The organism is Acinetobacter sp. YH12021, from assembly GCF_013420145.1.
Classification (GTDB): Bacteria; Pseudomonadota; Gammaproteobacteria; order Pseudomonadales; family Moraxellaceae; genus Acinetobacter; species Acinetobacter towneri.
The window spans coordinates 44,963-61,365 of record NZ_VOYT01000002.1; the positions used below are offsets into that span (position 1 = coordinate 44,963).

General features: G+C 43.0%; 18 protein-coding genes. 2 read left to right on the plus strand and 16 right to left on the minus strand.

Features of this window, described 5'->3' with window-relative positions:
• Position 1: 1 nt before the first annotated feature.
• The 5 genes from panB to mazG form a co-directional block, all read right to left on the minus strand.
• Positions 2 to 811 (minus strand): 3-methyl-2-oxobutanoate hydroxymethyltransferase, encoded by an 810-nt coding sequence (gene panB / locus FTT91_RS02605; RefSeq protein WP_004975120.1) that lies wholly within the window; start codon positions 809 to 811, stop codon positions 2 to 4.
• A gap of 49 nt (positions 812 to 860) precedes the next feature.
• Complete coding sequence (folK, locus tag FTT91_RS02610; RefSeq protein WP_004975118.1) at positions 861 to 1,349, minus strand: 2-amino-4-hydroxy-6-hydroxymethyldihydropteridine diphosphokinase; 489 nt, start codon at positions 1,347 to 1,349, stop codon at positions 861 to 863.
• On the minus strand, positions 1,346 to 2,812 hold the full coding sequence (gene pcnB / locus FTT91_RS02615) for a polynucleotide adenylyltransferase PcnB (RefSeq protein ID WP_131260755.1): 1,467 nt from the start codon (positions 2,810 to 2,812) through the stop codon (positions 1,346 to 1,348). The genes folK and pcnB overlap by 4 nt, the downstream gene beginning before the upstream one ends.
• A 129-nt stretch (positions 2,813 to 2,941) precedes the next feature.
• The gene (locus tag FTT91_RS02620) at positions 2,942 to 3,409 is read right to left on the minus strand and encodes a ComEA family DNA-binding protein (protein WP_180168922.1); all 468 of its coding nucleotides are present in this window, start codon (positions 3,407 to 3,409) and stop codon (positions 2,942 to 2,944) included.
• A 16-nt stretch (positions 3,410 to 3,425) separates the two neighbouring features.
• Complete coding sequence (gene mazG / locus FTT91_RS02625) at positions 3,426 to 4,187, minus strand: nucleoside triphosphate pyrophosphohydrolase (RefSeq protein WP_179988666.1); 762 nt, start codon at positions 4,185 to 4,187, stop codon at positions 3,426 to 3,428.
• 107 nt (positions 4,188 to 4,294) lie between these two features.
• Between mazG and FTT91_RS02630 the strand changes: the two genes are divergently transcribed.
• Positions 4,295 to 5,068, plus strand: coding sequence for an SDR family oxidoreductase (locus FTT91_RS02630; RefSeq protein WP_180043972.1), 774 nt, complete (start codon positions 4,295 to 4,297; stop codon positions 5,066 to 5,068).
• Between the two features lie 208 nt (positions 5,069 to 5,276).
• Positions 5,277 to 5,831 carry a hypothetical protein gene (locus tag FTT91_RS02635; RefSeq protein WP_180062337.1) on the plus strand — a complete coding sequence of 185 codons (555 nt, stop codon included), beginning with the start codon at positions 5,277 to 5,279 and terminating at the stop codon, positions 5,829 to 5,831.
• 136 nt (positions 5,832 to 5,967) lie between these two features.
• Here the strand turns inward: FTT91_RS02635 and der are convergent, their stop codons facing one another.
• The 11 genes from der to FTT91_RS02690 form a co-directional block, all read right to left on the minus strand.
• Entirely contained in the window at positions 5,968 to 7,380 is a 1,413-nt protein-coding gene (der, locus tag FTT91_RS02640) for a ribosome biogenesis GTPase Der (protein ID WP_004975107.1), read from the minus strand.
• A 218-nt stretch (positions 7,381 to 7,598) separates the two neighbouring features.
• Positions 7,599 to 8,747, minus strand: a complete 1,149-nt coding sequence (bamB, locus tag FTT91_RS02645) for an outer membrane protein assembly factor BamB (protein WP_180168923.1) — start codon at positions 8,745 to 8,747, stop codon at positions 7,599 to 7,601.
• The gene (locus tag FTT91_RS02650) at positions 8,747 to 9,448 is read right to left on the minus strand and encodes a tetratricopeptide repeat protein (protein ID WP_178318747.1); all 702 of its coding nucleotides are present in this window, start codon (positions 9,446 to 9,448) and stop codon (positions 8,747 to 8,749) included. Before FTT91_RS02650 ends, bamB begins: the two co-directional genes overlap by 1 nt.
• 30 nt (positions 9,449 to 9,478) lie before the next feature.
• A complete protein-coding gene (hisS, locus tag FTT91_RS02655) occupies positions 9,479 to 10,774 on the minus strand; it encodes a histidine--tRNA ligase (RefSeq protein ID WP_180168924.1) in 1,296 nt (431 codons plus the stop codon).
• A 3-nt stretch (positions 10,775 to 10,777) separates the two neighbouring features.
• A complete protein-coding gene (gene ispG, locus FTT91_RS02660; protein ID WP_004975100.1) occupies positions 10,778 to 11,899 on the minus strand; it encodes a flavodoxin-dependent (E)-4-hydroxy-3-methylbut-2-enyl-diphosphate synthase in 1,122 nt (373 codons plus the stop codon).
• A gap of 22 nt (positions 11,900 to 11,921) precedes the next feature.
• On the minus strand, positions 11,922 to 12,731 hold the full coding sequence (locus tag FTT91_RS02665; protein ID WP_179995991.1) for a helix-turn-helix domain-containing protein: 810 nt from the start codon (positions 12,729 to 12,731) through the stop codon (positions 11,922 to 11,924).
• A complete protein-coding gene (pilW, locus tag FTT91_RS02670) occupies positions 12,722 to 13,510 on the minus strand; it encodes a type IV pilus biogenesis/stability protein PilW (RefSeq protein WP_371971077.1) in 789 nt (262 codons plus the stop codon). Before pilW ends, FTT91_RS02665 begins: the two co-directional genes overlap by 10 nt.
• Positions 13,511 to 13,585: 75 nt before the next feature.
• A complete protein-coding gene (rlmN, locus tag FTT91_RS02675; RefSeq protein ID WP_004975094.1) occupies positions 13,586 to 14,818 on the minus strand; it encodes a 23S rRNA (adenine(2503)-C(2))-methyltransferase RlmN in 1,233 nt (410 codons plus the stop codon).
• Between the two features lie 136 nt (positions 14,819 to 14,954).
• The gene (ndk, locus tag FTT91_RS02680) at positions 14,955 to 15,386 is read right to left on the minus strand and encodes a nucleoside-diphosphate kinase (protein ID WP_004975092.1); all 432 of its coding nucleotides are present in this window, start codon (positions 15,384 to 15,386) and stop codon (positions 14,955 to 14,957) included.
• 161 nt (positions 15,387 to 15,547) lie between these two features.
• A complete protein-coding gene (gene iscX / locus FTT91_RS02685; RefSeq protein ID WP_004975089.1) occupies positions 15,548 to 15,748 on the minus strand; it encodes a Fe-S cluster assembly protein IscX in 201 nt (66 codons plus the stop codon).
• Positions 15,749 to 15,849: 101 nt separating this feature from the next.
• Positions 15,850 to 16,401, minus strand: a complete 552-nt coding sequence (locus FTT91_RS02690; RefSeq protein WP_004975087.1) for a phosphatase PAP2 family protein — start codon at positions 16,399 to 16,401, stop codon at positions 15,850 to 15,852.
• Between the last annotated feature and the right edge of the window lie 2 nt (positions 16,402 to 16,403).

Consider the following 16,403-nt stretch of genomic DNA (forward strand, 5'->3'; position numbering starts at 1 on the left):
ATTACAACTCGACTTGGAAAGTTTGTTCACGTGCAGGGAAAGAACCATCTTGAACTGCAGCATGATAGGCTTTAAATGCATCCAAAATGGCAGTTTCACCCGCTTGTTCTTTCATAAAGTTACGTACAAATTTTGCGACACGACCAAAAGTCAGCCCCAGCATGTCTTGCACCACTAGTACCTGACCGTCAGTGTCTGCACCTGCACCAATCCCAATCACTGGAATTTCAGGGAACAAGGCAGAAATTTCTTGACCTAGCTGTGCTGGCACACATTCTAGTAACAGAATCGCCGCGCCTGCTTCTACCACAGCTTTACAGTCAGCAATCAGTTTATCTGCAGCTTCGCGGGTACGTGCCTGTAATTTATAACCGCCAAATACATGCACCGATTGTGGCGTTAAACCTAAATGTACACAGACAGGAATACCATTACGGGTCAGTGTTGCAACGGTTTCGCTGAGCCATGCACCACCTTCCATTTTGACCATTTGTGCACCCGCTTGCATCACCTCTTTCGAGCTTTGCAATGCATCATTTAAGGTGGCATAACTCATAAATGGCAAGTCAGTCAAAATAAAAGCATGTTGATTACCACGACGCACCGCCGCAGTATGATAAGCCATATCCGCCACGCTGACAGGCAAGGTTGAGTCACGCCCCTGAATGGACATCCCCAAAGAATCGCCAATTAAAATCGTATCAATTTCAGCAATTTCCATTGCTTTCGCCATGCTTGCATCATAGCAAGTCAGGCAGGAGAATTTTCGACCTTCCGCTTTAAATTTTCTTAGGTCACTTAAACTAATCATGAAAATATTCCTCTATGGAAAAAGCATCACGCATGCTTAATTTAAAACTTTATAGCCCTGCCCAATTGCTGGCATCTACAACAGTTAAGCTCGGATGTTCAAGCAATGGCGAGTGTTTTAATAATTGTCCCTTAACGCTTAAGTTAGCATCCAAATCTAACAACGGGATGACGACAAAATCACGTTCTAACACCCCCACATGCGGTACAGTCAGACGTTCATTTTGAATGTTGGCATCAGCATAAATCAACAAGTCTAAATCTAGCGTACGCTCACCCCAATGACGTAAACGCACCCGACCCGACTCTTGTTCAAAACGCTGTAATTCATCTAACAATGCCAAGGCTTCAAGTTCGGTATCTAAACGTACCACAGCATTCAAATAATTAGGCTGATCTTGTGGCCCCATTGGTGGGCTTTGATACAGTTTAGAAGTCTGCACTTGCCCCAAAGTTGCCAGTTTTTGCACCGCTTCAGTCAAAATTTGACGCGAATCGCCCAAATTACTGCCTAAACCAATATAGGTGATGTTGCTCATTGTGTTGGCCCAAAAATCACTTGGCTTAAATCACGTTGCACACGTTTACGTTTTAAAATCGGATGATCTGCACCAATACCTGAACCGTTTGCTGTAGCAGTCAATTGCGCCCGATTTTCTTCATACTGTTTGGCTTTACGCGCACGTCGACTACGAGGCTCAGGCTCATTCACCAAGGGTTCAATCTGCATATCGGCAGCATGTGTTGCTGGTGCCACATCAACAGGTTCTTGCGCTGTTTTACGGCGGCTCTTGGCACGTAATCGGTTATATTGGGCAATCGCACGTTCTTTTTCATCGGTGCTCATAAGCTGGTAGGCATCCCACCACTGACCCATTCCTAAAGTCGAGCTATCGCCTGCTTTTTCACGCAGTAATAAAAAGTCAAAACCTGCACGGAAACGCGCATGCCCAGACAATGCTTCAATTTGCTGTGGTTTCGGTTGCAATAAACGGGTTTGCATTTCCCAAACTTCACGAATAAAAGTTTCAGCAAAACGAGGAATAATGGTACGTGTCGCCTGACGTTTCAGTACATCTAAACCTGCTTGGGCTCGCGCTTCGGCTGCCACCACACCTTTAGAAAGATAAAAGTCACAACGCTCTAAAAACGGTTGCCACAACAGCACCGCATAGAAAAATGCAGGGTTGATGGTTTTACCAATCGTAATCCGTTGATCGGTATTTTTTGCTGCACGTTCAATAAATGAGTTGATGTCTGGCTTGATGTCGGCAAATAACTGACGCCAAATACCAAACTCAATCAACATCGGCAGGACTTTATTTAAATGTCCCATCGTAAAGAGTTTTTGCGACTCATCATATAAACGGTGTGGCGATACATCACGCAATAACTGCGTCATTTCAGGCGTAAAAATTTTAAGAATTTTTGGATCAATATTGAAATTTAATTTGGCAGCAAAACGCAAAGTACGCAGCATACGCACTGGGTCTTCTTCAAAACGTAAAGTTGGATCGCCCAATAAACGCAAGTTTCTGTGCTTTATATCATCTACGGCATTGCAAAAATCTAACACGATGCCTTTGCGTGGCTGGTAATACAACGCATTGATTGAAAAGTCACGACGGGCAAAATCTTGCTCGATTGTGCCCCAGTTATTATCGCGCAGAATCATCCCCGCCGCAGAAGTCACAGCTTTTTTCGGTGGCGCACGGAAAGTGGCCACTTCAATTAGTTCACGCCCTGCATAGACATGCGCCAGCTCAAAACGTCGTCCAATAATTCGGCAACGTCGTCCGAAAACTTCTTTCACTTGTGAGGGTGTGGCATTGGTTACGGCATCAAAATCCTTCGGATTTAGCCCTAACATTAAGTCACGAACTCCACCACCGACGATATAAGCTTCATAGCCTGCTTTGGTTAAAGCATCTAGAACATCTAAAATGGAAGAAGGTAATTGAGCGGTAGATAAACCACATTTTGACGCGCGCAAAGTTTGCAAAAGACGCTGTCTCCTACGTCTGAACGTAAAACAGATAAGATGTCGCTAATCATATCTCTAACACAATCAAAGGGCAATTTGATTCACACGCTAATTTTGCAATGTGCAGTGCTAAAATTCTGCTTGCAGCTACAATGCCAACTTGTGTTTATTCTTGGCAAATAAGGCAGGGCCAATCCCTTTGACTTGCTGAAGTTCTTCAATACTTTGAAATTTTCCATTTTGTTTTCGGTATTCCACAATCGCTTGTGCTTTTTTCCTACCCACCCCAGACAATTGCTGCAATTGTTCTAACGAAGCACTATTTAAACGCACTTGATTTGTAGGCGCACTTTGCTGAGTGGGACGCGCTAAATAATGTTCTGCGCTTGATGATGCGGTTTGAGCCGCACTTAAACGCTGATCTTGCGCGGCTTGCTGTGCTTTCCATTTTAAATAGTTTTGATCATAGCTATGCCCATTCACCTGAGCAGGCTTAGATTGCACATTTTGTGCTGTAGTCCATACACTGATACTGCATAACAGCAATGCAAGCCAGTACTGCCATCCGAAAGAAAAAAAGCGAAAAGAAACTTTTAATTGCTGCGATATATTCATGTTGCCGCAAAACCTGTCATTTTAATTGTTGTTTTGCCTGCTCCCAAAGTTGATCCATTTCTTCTAAAGTCATATCTTCTATTGTTTTTTGTTGTAATTCGGCCTGATCTTCAATGTAAGCAAAGCGTGTTCTAAATTTATGAATTGTGCCCAATAATGCCAACTCACTGGACACGCCAAGTTTACGCCCAACATTGATTAAAGAAAACAAACAATCCCCTAACTCATCCTGTATTTCATCGGATTGTTGCTGTTGAATCGCCTGTTGTAATTCTTGCAATTCTTCTTCTAACTTGCCATACGCATCTTGCACGGTATGAAAGTCAAAGCCCAATTGTGCCGCATGCTGCTGAATTTGCTGTGCTTGCACCAAAGCGGGTGCATGTTTCACCTCATCTAAACGTGACTTTGCTTTACCCTGTTTTTCTTGTTGTTTGATGGTTTTCCATAAGGCAGCGACATCTTCTGCGCTAAGCTGCGCAAACTGTTCTGCCTGAAACACATGTGGATGCCGACGAATTAATTTATCGCAAATGGCTTGTACCACATCTTGAAAATCAAATGCACCTTGCTCGCTATACATTTGTGCCTGAAACACCACTTGCAACAACAAATCACCCAGCTCATCACGTACATCATCTACCTTGCCTGAACGCACTGCCGCTTCAACTTCATAAGCTTCTTCAATCGCGTATTTAGTCAAACTTTCTGGGGTTTGTTTTTGATCCCACGGGCATTGTTGACGTAACTGTTGCATGATTGAAAGCAATTGCTGCATGGGTTGTTCCTTATTTCAATTTATTGCACGAATGCACCATTTTTTTGTTATGCTCAGATGGCAAGGACGATATGCACAACAAAAATAACATCAGGGAGCAAGTTCAAATGCACAGTATCTTGATTAGTGGCGCTGCACAAGGCATTGGTGCCGCAATCGCACAATTGTTTTATCAACAAGGTTACCGTGTCGGTATTTATGATATTCATCTCGCACAAGCACAGCAATTAGCAGAACAATTGGGTGAGCGTGCGCATGCAGGTTTACTTGATGTGGCAGACTATGCCAGTTGGCAAGCTGCAATATCTGATTTTTGCCAATGGGCAGGTGAATTGAATATTTTGGTGAATAATGCAGGAATTCTCTACTCAGGCGCATTTGAAGACACACCCATAGAAGCGCATCATCGGACTATGGCAGTGAATGTGAATGGTGTATTAAACGGTTGTCATGCGGCTTTGCCTTATTTAAAACAAGCAAGTTTTGCACGGGTGATTAACCTGTCTTCGGCATCTGCGATTTATGGACAAGCCGATTTAATTTCTTATTCTGCTTCCAAATTTGCAGTGCGTGGCATTACGGAAGGTTTAGATATAGAGTGGCAAAAATATGGCATTCGCGTCTTAGATGTCATGCCGCTATTTGTACAAACCGCAATGGTTAAAGATATGGATGCAGCCACCATTCAAAACATGGGCGTGCATTTATCGACAGAAGATGTCGCCCAGGTGGTGTATCAACAAGCGACGGTTAAAGATTCGATCCTGACCAATACGCATCGTGCGGTCGGTTTAAAAGCCAAAACCCTAATGCAGCTTTCGAGTATTAGCCCACAATGGTTAAATCGTCTGTCAAATAGCTTGTTGGCGAAGCGTCATTAAATAAATATATAAAACTTCAACAGCAATACTTCTAGCGCCTTTTTCATCACAGGCGCTAGATTCATTAGAATGATTAAACAATCAATACTTGAAATTAAAAAATTATTTACAATCAAACAATTAATTTGATACAAAAGTATAACAAATCACCTTTTTTGCTTTTATTTTTATTAGAATCACAATCTTATATAAATGAGAGGGATAAATAATGACTTTAAAAAAATTGTTTCTTAGCTGCGGGATTCTTTGTTTACCTTTAGCAGCTCAAGCCAACTGGATTGAAGCAGCAACAGCAGTATTAGGTGCTAAAAATGCGGCTGCAGTCAATCAAGCCGAAGCTCAAATGAATCAAAGCCGTCTAGCTGCTGCGAATGCAGTTAAGCAAGCCGATAAAGCTTATTATGGCAACCTTCAGCAAAATCAGGTTTATAGCACCAGCTATTTAAAAACTTTAGACTGCACAGATTTAGCAGTTGAAGCCAAAGCAGCACAACGCACTTTGGCGCAAGCAGAGATCAGCAGCAGCCAAGCCAATGCTCAAGCCAACAACCCTGTAAGCAAATGGGCTGGCATTGCAGGTTCAGCCCTTTCTGCTTTCTCAGGTCAATCTGAAACAGTGTCTAAAGCAAGCCAAATTGCAAATGCTTTTTCGGGTCAAAATGCACAACAAGATTTAAGTGCAAGCCAACAGTCTTTGGAAATTGCACGTAATAATCTGGATAACATCCAAATTTATCAAAAAGCGAAAAAATGTGCATTTTAACAATATTAAGAATTGACCTAACAACTTCAGTAAAATATTCACAAAGCTGATCTCTAGGCAATTTTGCTCAAACTGTAATAAAAAAATCCCGAATTCACATTCGGGATTTTTTATTAAACACGTCAAAGTTTAAGCCTTAGCCTCGCTTGAACTTCTTCTCGGCTTTCTTAAACTTCTGCACATAACGACGACGACGTGCCGCTGTGCGTTCATCCACTTGTGACTTACGTCCTTCAAATGGGTTTTCAGAAGTTTTAAATTCAATTTTTACAGGCGTACCTTCTAGCTTATAAACTTTACGGAACACGTTTTCTAAATAACGACGGTAATCTGCAGGTGTTTTATCGACCTTATTACCATGAATCACGATGGTTGGCGGGTTCTGTCCACCCATGTGTGCATAACGCATTTTAATGGCGCGACCTTGCACTTTGGGTGGATGGTGTGCATCTGTTGCATCATTCAAGATTTGAGTCAGTTTCGCAGGTGACACTTTTAAGTGTGATGATTCATAAGCACGATGAATAGAAGGATATAAATCGCCCACGCCTGTACCATGCAAGGCAGAAATTAGGTGGATTTTTGCCCATGGAATAAAGTCAAAACGACGCTCAACATCTAACTTACATTGTTTGCGATCATATTCGGACATATTGTCCCATTTGTTAATCGCGATCACCATGGCACGCCCTGCTTCAAGCGCATAACCAATTAAGTGTAAATCTTGCTCGACAATACCATCACGTGCATCGACCACAATCACCACCACGTGTGCATCTTTCATGGCTTGCAAGGTTTTCACAATCGAGAATTTCTCGATCATTTCATCGACCTTACCTTTACGACGCACACCTGCAGTATCAATTAAGGTGTATTTACGTTCGTTGCGCTCAAACGGAATATAGACAGAGTCACGTGTCGTACCCGGCTGATCGTATGCCACCACACGTTCTTCGCCCAATAAACGGTTAACCAGTGTCGATTTACCCACGTTTGGACGTCCAATGATGGCTAAACGCAAACCTGTGTCTTGATCATGTGCATCTGGGTTTTCATCTTCAGGAACATCTGCCAAAACGTCTTCCAGCATTTGCTGAACGCCTCGACCATGGCTGGCAGCCACTTGCAAAGGCTCGCCCATACCCAGTTTAAAGAACTCAACCAAAGCGGCTTCGGCATGTACGCCATCTACTTTGTTCGCCACCAAGAATACTTTTTTGCCCAAAGTACGCAATTCACGCGCAATTTGCTCATCCGATGCCAACAAGCCTGCACGTGCATCGACCACAAAAATGATCATATCGGCTTCATGGATGGCTGTTTTAGATTGTTCAGCCATGTAAGAGTCGATGCCACCTTCACTTTCGCCAATACCGCCAGTATCGACCACAATGAAAGATTTATTTTGATAGGTTGCATCACCATATTTGCGGTCACGTGTCAGACCTGCAAAGTCAGCAACAAGTGCATCACGGCTCTTGGTAATCTGGTTAAACAGCGTTGATTTTCCGACGTTCGGACGACCAATGAGCGCAATTACGGGTTTCATAGATTAACCTTTATTCAAGATCAGTCAGTTTCAATGGTCTGTACATCCGAAACTGTGGAAGAAAGAACAGAGTATGGATGTTGGGTTCAGCGTTGCGACCACGCAAACGACAGAGAGAACATCGACCACTCTATTAAATAAAAACACGGGGCATTGATGATTCAATTACCCCGCGTAAAAATACGGACAACTATTTTAGCATAAAAGTCAGAACAAAATTAGCGGTTCTGCCAAACGCTTAATGCGCCCTTTTGCGTTGCGACATAGAGTTGATTGTCAATTACACGCAATGAACGGACTTCGCCATTGGTTTTTGAACGTCCAACCAGTTGCCCTGAGCTTGGATCAATGAGGTGTAAAACACCATCTAAATCACCGACCACTAAATATTGTCCAAACAATACAGGATTAGATAAACGACGGTTGAGCAAACTGTCATTTTCCCAAAGTGCTTGTCCTGATGTGATTTCGTAAGCTGCAATTTTGCCATCTGCAGTGCTGACAAATACACCATTCCCCGCAACTTCTGGGCGTTTGGTACTGCTTGCGTCTTCACTCCAAATCACTTGTTGTGAAGCTAAGTCCAATACGGTGACCTGACCTTGATAGCTTGTGGTCACTAAGAATTGACCTGCAACCACAGGGTCGCCATCAATATCATTTAAGCGTTGAATATCTGAACGGCCTTCACTAATAGCAACACGACGCTGCATACGTGGTACGCCTGTAACAATATCCAGTGCATAGACATAGGCATTTGCAGAAGCAATCAGTACAGTACGTGAATCGAGCGCCACAGGTGCAGCCATACCACGCAAACTAAATTGCACGTTTGGCAAGTTGTAAGTCCACACCAACTGACCTGTTTCGGCATTGTGTGCATATACCGTGCCGTCATTACTTACAGTCACCACACGACCCGCCTGAATTAACGATGGCGCAAGAATTGCACCTGTTAACTGTGCAACCCACTTTTGCTCACCTGTTTGCTGATCTAAAGCAAACAATTGTCCTTTACTGTTTCCTGCAACCACAATGCCATCAGCAGCATTGACACCTGCAGTTAAGCCTTGCTTAGACACTTGTTTTTGCCAAAGACGTTGCTTGCCTTGATAGGCTGCCATCTCACCTTTAGGATCAACAGTATAAATTACCCCGTTTTCGGCATCTAATTGCAGGCGTAGTGGATCGGCTGATGTAGTCGATGCAACGCTTTGTGAAAATACAGGAACTAGACTTTGTGCTTGCTCAAGTTTTGGCAGTGGATTTGGCTTAACTTCTGCAACTTTAATTTTATTGGTAGAACACCCCGCCAAAGCGAGGGTTAAAACGGTCAGTGCAAACGGTATTTTATACTTTCTATTCATTAGCTCTCATCCACTTGTGTGTCTAATACTGGGCGTTCAATTTCAGGATCATCCACCAAAACACCAACACTTTCGAGTTTTATTTGTAAAATTTGACGTTCTTGTTTACGTTCCACCAAAGTATCCCATGCACTTTGATAGGCTTTTTTGGCATTTTCACGGTCATTTTTCGCGACATAAACATCGCCACGCGCTTCATCTGCAGTCGCTTTAAATGCAGGATCAGTCACCGCGGCCAAACTTTGAATAGCTTCATCGTATTTCTTTTGCGCCAACTGTGCATAAGCCAAACGCAACTTAACCAATTGCACTAAGCCTTGATCTTTTACTTTAGAGTTTTCAACTTTCTTTAAGGCTTTTTCTGCGGCAGCAAAATCTTGCTGATCGTAAGCGAGTTTAGCCATTAAGAATTGAGTTTGAATAGCTTGCGCAGAATCAGGGGCTTCTTTCACAATTTTATCGGCAGTTGCAGACAATTGACTGAAGGCATCTGGATTGCCTTCTGCTGTACGTGCATCATCCATCAGTTGTTGCACTTTAGCAGTATTCATTTGCTGCTCTGCCAAGGTTTTTTTCTGCCAATATTGCCATCCGAAAAAGGCAATCAACGCAATTAAAATCCCGCTAATCATGGCTGAACCATATTTTTTCGCAAACGATTTTAAACTATCAAGTTGTTCGTCATCACTCAATGCGCTCATTGGATTACCCTTTTCCTTATGTTATTTGGCTTATTGTGAAGAAAATTTTTCAATGATGAAAGGCACAATTTTGGTCACTGCAACAGTCGTTTGCTCAGCAGTTGCCAAGGTTTTCACTGCCAATTGCTGTGCTTCCGCTTCGCGCTCACCAAAAATCAAGGCATAGATTGCACCTGATTGATCGGCTTTTTTCATTTGGCTTTTCATTGAGCCTTGTGAACCAACTTTTAAGCGAATCTGGCTGCCCGCTTGTTCGAATTGGTCACGAATTTGCTCAGCTAAAACCAACGCCTTGCCTTGAGTTGTTGGATCTGCCAACAAGAATACTTCACAATCACGTACAGGCGTATTGTCTTCGACTTGCTCAAGCAACAACAATAAACGCTCAATGCCCATGGCGAAGCCCACGGCAGGTACGGACTGATCTGCCTTACCCTTCAACTGCCCAACCAAACCATCATAGCGCCCGCCTGCACAAACTGTGCCTTGCGAACCTAAATGCGTGGTTGTCCATTCAAAAACGGTTTTATTGTAATAATCTAAACCACGTACCAGTTTTTGATTAATCACAAACTCAATGCCTGCATCGGTTAAATACTGCTGTAATTGGGCAAAGTGATTCAGCGTATCTTCACCCATAAAATCATGCAATTTTGGAGCATTTTCTAGGATGCTTTGCGTTTTAGCATCTTTCGAGTCCAAAATACGCAGTGGGTTAGTACTTAAACGACGCTGTGAATCTTCGTCTAAATCGGCTTTGTGCGCTTCCAAAAACTCAACCAAAGCGGCACGATACGCTACGCGCTCATCCGACTCACCCAGCGTATTCAACTCTAAGCGAACTTTATCGGCAACGCCCATACGTTTCCATAAACGCGCAGTCATTAAAATAAGTTCGGCATCCATATCTGGTGTTGCAACGCCAAAAGTTTCTACACCAAATTGGTGGAATTGACGATAACGACCTTTTTGCGGTTTTTCATAACGAAACATTGGGCCGATATACCACACGCGCGGTGTCGCACCACGTAGCAAATTGTGCTCTAACATGGCACGTACACAACCCGCAGTTCCTTCAGGACGCAAAGTCAAAGACTCAGGCGGATTACCCTTGTCTAAGAATGTGTACATTTCTTTTTCAACAATATCGGTCGCATCACCAATTGAACGCTTAAACAAATTGGTTTGCTCAACCATTGGCAAACGAATTTGTTGATAACCATAAGCATCCATTAAAGATGCTAAATGTTGCTCTAGACGTCTCCACGCAGGTGTTTGCGTTGGAAGAATGTCATTAAAACCTTTAATTGCAACAATTGAACTCATGACTTACTCAGAAAAATTTGTACGAATAATCTCTTTAGATTTAGCTTGTTCAAGCTCTGTAACACGCTGACGAACCATGCTTTCGATTTCATCAACGAGTTGATTGGTATCAATTAAATGGCTCTTTTCACCATTACGATAAACCAATGAACGCGGACTTGCGCCCACCACACCAATATCAGCTTCTTTAGCTTCGCCCGGGCCATTCACTTTACAACCAATGACCGATACATCCATTGGAGTACGAATATCTTCCAAACGCTCCTCCAATGCCTGCATTACAGAAATGACGTTAAATTCCTGACGTGAACAGCTTGGGCAGGCAATAAAGTTAATCCCGTTAGAGCGTAAACCTAAAGATTTTAGAATATCAAAACCGATTTTAACTTCATCTTCAGGTTCTGCCGCAAGTGAAATACGCATGGTATCGCCAATGCCTTCCATGAGCAGACCGCCCAAAGCAATTGCAGATTTTACGGTACCTGTACGGTAAATACCTGCTTCAGTTACGCCCAAATGTAATGGATTATCAATTTGTTGTGATAACAAACGATAAGCATCCATGGTTAAAAACACATTCGATGCTTTGACTGAAACTTTAAATTCCTGAAAATCTAGACGGTCTAAAATATCAATATGACGCATGGCAGATTCTAGCAATGCTGCGCCTGTCGGCTCGCCATATTTTTTCTGAATATCTTTTTCTAGCGATCCCGCATTCACACCAATCCGCATAGAAATATCATGATGTTTGGCAGCAGCTACGACTTCACGAATTTTAGCTTCCGAACCAATATTACCCGGGTTAATCCGCAAACAGTCTGCACCCGCATCAGCAACTGCCAACGCAATTTTATAGTCAAAGTGAATGTCTGCCACCAACGGCACAGATACTTGCTTTCGAATTTCACCAAATGCAGCTGCGGCTTCCATGGTCGGTACAGAAACACGCATGATGTCTACGCCCGCATCTACACAACGCTGAATTTGCGCCACGGTTGCAGCAACATCGCAGGTTTCCGTATTGGTCATACTTTGGATGCTAATGGGCGCATCACCACCCACATAGACAGAACCCACACGAATTTTACGGGTCGGACGGCGTTGAATTGGATTTACAATCATGATATCGCTCTACCTTGCTGCATTATCGAGATAAACGGAATTCTGCTTTTCCGTTCACAGTATATGGCGATAATGAAATCGACTCATTGTTCAAACTTAATGACACAGCAGTCGCATCATCTAAGCGAATTTGAAATGGGGCTTCGCCTTGTAAATTTAAAGTAGAGGCTTGACGTCCTGTCGCTAAAACATTGCCAGCAGAGTCAACAATATGCACTGAAGTTGGACGAGCAAATTGCAAATTCAGCTGATCGCCCGAAGCAAGTGCAGGCGTGCTGCCTGTCGCATTGTCAGAAATGATTTGCACATCGGATTGCAGTACTGCAATTTCAGGTTCTGCACCCTCTTGACCAGACGACATCCAGTTTTGAATTAGCGCGACCAATGCCCACAACAACAGCAATACCGCCACAATCACAGCGATACGTGTGAGCCACTTTTTATTGCGATCGCGGTTAGAGCCTGGCAGTTTTCCCATAATTTTGATGGGTGAATTGTTCAAGGCGTGATTTGGCAACAACCCTGTATCGTTGGCATAAATTTCATCAAAACGCTGAATAATGGCTGAAGCATCGACCTGTAAATATTTGGCATAGGTACGATAATAACCTTTAATAAAGGTCGCTTCAGGCAAAGCGGTATATTCGTCTTGCTCTAGCGCTATCAGCGTTTTTAATGGAATTTTCAAATCTTTTGAAACATCATCCAGTTCGCGTTTTTGATTGACGCGAATTTGACGAAGGTACTCACCTGGACGTTGAACATTTCCTAATGCATGGGGTACAGGCGTTGTCCCCTGTGTGGGTTGCGGTGAATTAGGATTTACTTCCATACGGCCTCAGTACTGTACTGTAATTGCAAATAACGTTGGTATTCTTGGCTATTGGGAAATAATGCACGCAGCTGGTTCACTAAAACCTGAGTTCCCAATTGATCGCCATTGGCACGTGCTAAACGAATCCCAATCCATAAGGCACGCGCACCCTGATTTTTTTGCCCCACAGCACGTACAAATTGTTCATACAATTGTCGCGCGGGTGCAAATTGTTGTCTTAAATATAAAATTTCCGACAACTCTAACATTGAAACATAAGAATCGCGATTGGCTTGCAAGGCTTGTTTGAATGACTTTTCGGCATTCTCTATATCGCCTAATTTCAAGTAAATACGACCTACATTTTCCAATGCTCTAAAGCGTTGATCATAACCCAGTGTTGCACCTGCAATACTGAGCTGCTCAATCGCATCATTATAGCGTTCTACTTGATATAAATACGTACCATAGTTGTTACGCGCTTGTGCATTTTTTGGGTCAGCGGCAATGGCACGCTTAAAATACGCATCGGCTTTTTCTAAATTCAGCTTGCTGCCTTCTTGTTGCAGCAACACGCCCATCATCATATTAGCGGTGGAATCACGTGAATCGCTTTCCAAAGCTTGATCAAGTGCGCGTTTGGCTGAGTCTAAATCGCCATTTTTTAAGTATTCTGCTGCCAACTGCGTACGTACTTGCACCGCTTTTTCAGGGTCTTTTTGCCCTAAGGTTGGAGCTGTGGTTTGACAAGCTGCAGCAAAAATTGCCGAAATACAAACAGTTGTAATTTGTGCGATTTTAAATACAGGCTTATTCAATGGACATCCCCTTTGCGTCTTCGTTCGATGCAAGTTAGTTATCTATACAAGTCATTATCCTTGCGAGCGTATGATTTCATTTTGCGCTGCAACTTTCTTTTTCCACTGTTCGGCACGGCGGGTGCGGTCTGCCACTTGTCCGACCAATTGCCCACACGCAGCATCAATATCATCACCACGTGTCTGACGAATCGTACACACAAAACCTGCATCAGACAAAGTTTTTTGGAAAGAAATAATTCGATTTCGGCTTGAACGTCCATACGGCGCGTGCGGAAATGGGTTAAATGGAATCAAATTAATCTTGCTTGGCAGGTTCTTGAGTAGCTTAATCATTTGCTGCGCATGTTCAGGATGGTCATTTACACCATCTAACATGACATATTCAATGGTCACGTGTTTACGCGCACTTTCGTTGCCATCTTTGCCAATATAACGCTGACAAGCTGCGATTAATTGTTCCAATGGATATTTTTTATTGATTGGAACAAGTTCATCACGCAGTTCGTTATTGGTGGCGTGCAAAGAAATTGCCAAAGCCACATCAATATCTTGTGCCAATTGGTCAATTTTAGGTACAACACCCGAAGTCGATAAAGTCACACGACGCTTAGACATGCCATAAGCAAAGTCATCTAGCATAATGCGCATGGCGTTCAAGACGGCATCGTAATTCAACAACGGTTCGCCCATACCCATCATCACCACGTTGGTCACAGAACGCTCACGTTCAATCACAGGCACATCTTCCATATAGGAATAGTTTGCCATCCACAACTGACCAATAATTTCGGCTTGGGTTAGGTCACGCTGAAAACCTTGTTTACCCGTAGAACAAAATGAACAGTCCAGTGCACAACCTACTTGCGATGAAATACACAGGGTTTTACGTGAGCCAGTTTTGTCTTCGGCAGGAATCAGAACGGTTTCGACCAATGAGCCTTCACCATCACCGACACGGAATACCCACTTACGAGTACCGTCTTTAGAATAATTTTTATGCACCACTTCAGGCGCTTTAATTTCACAAATCTTTTCCAGTTTTTCACGTAACTTGCCTGAAATATTGGTCATTTCAGCAAAATCTGTAACAAAAAACTGGTGAATCCATTTCATCACCTGCCCTGCACGGAATTTCTTCTCGCCTAAATCTTCAAAGAATTTTTCCATTTGTGGACGTGACATGCCAAGGAGATTCACTTTCTCTGCAGTCGCAGACTGTGCAGGAGCGGACGCAGATGCTTGCTGAACATCTGTTGCAGATGCAGCGAGGACTTCTGTACTCATGTGTGTATACCTAAACCATGTCTAAAGATGAAAGGAGAAGCTCAAGAGGTGAGCAAAGGTTTATTCAGAAAATAAAAATCGGAGAATAAAAAACCAGATAAGCATAATAACACTTATCTGGTTTGAATACTGCGTATTAACGAGTACGTGGGCAAACTTCAGTTTGAGCAAAGAAGTAGTTTACTTCACGCTCTGCAGATGCAACTGAGTCTGAACCGTGAGCAGCGTTTTCATCGATGCTTACAGCGAAATCTGCACGGATTGTACCAGGTGCAGCTTCTTTAGGGTTTGTTGCACCTAAAATTTCACGGTGAGCAAGAACTGCGTTTTCACCTTCAAGAACTGAAACAACGACTGGACCAGAAGTCATGAACGCAACTAGGTCACCAAAGAAACCACGTTCTTTGTGCTCAGCGTAGAAGCCTTCAGCTTCAGCTTGAGAAAGGTGTTTCATTTTAGTCGCAACGATTTTAAGACCAGCTTTTTCGAAACGAGCAAAGATGTCACCGATGTGGTTTTTAGCAACAGCATCTGGTTTTACGATAGATAAAGTACGTTCAATAGCCATGATTGGCTCCTTAAGTCAATGTTGACGCGAAAATTTTGCCGCATTATACCGAATAATGGGCTATTTTCTGCTTTTGATGTGTAAAAAAATTGCTTTTTTCGATATGAAGCGCATTGTGCAGGACCTTGATCGGCAAATCAATCTTGCTTCACACCGCTAGATTAACGTGCTTCGTCAATCCACGCCATTTGAATGGCTTCTAAGATGCCTTCAGTCGATTTTTCGGGATCATCTTGAAACTCTGGCAAAGCACAGACCCAAGCGTGCAAATCGGTAAAACGAATCCATTGCGGATCGACATCGGGATGCGCCTCATATAACTCAATGGCAATGTCGATGCTGTCCGTCCAACGTAAACCCATGTGTATTCCCTATTCTAGTCAAGACAGCGACTACTTTAACAAATTTCGCATGGGCTGCCTGCCATTACTGCACTGAATTTTCGATTTGGTTTTATCCAAGCTTATAAAACAATATTTACATAAGGTGCAGCCAAAATAATCGCACTCGCCACTGAACCGCCAATCATCGCCCCGACTGCCACATCACTCGGATAGTGCAAGCCTAAAATCATACGGGAAACGGCCACCAAAATCGTAAAGGGCAACATCAACATCAACAATACTGGCTGGATATAACCCAAAACCGTTGTGGTCATGACTGCATGCAAAGTGTGACCTGATGGGAAGCTAAAATGATCTAAGGGACGTTCACCCAAACGGATCACTTGGTGTACCTGATACGGACGTGGACGGACGGTTTTTTGTTTTAAATATTTATAAATACCTGTGCCGACAGATCCGCCTAACAACAGATAAATAATTTGTAAACTATAACCAATGCCCTGCATCATCCATGCACTTGCGAGCATGACATACCAGAACACACCATCGCCCAAACGGCTAATAACTTTAAAAAATTGTGCCACCCGCTGAGAGTGGGAAAAATGGTTAAGATACAAACAGCCTTTTAAGTCGAGATCCAGCATTCTTATTTTTGCATTTTTAAACTTCATCA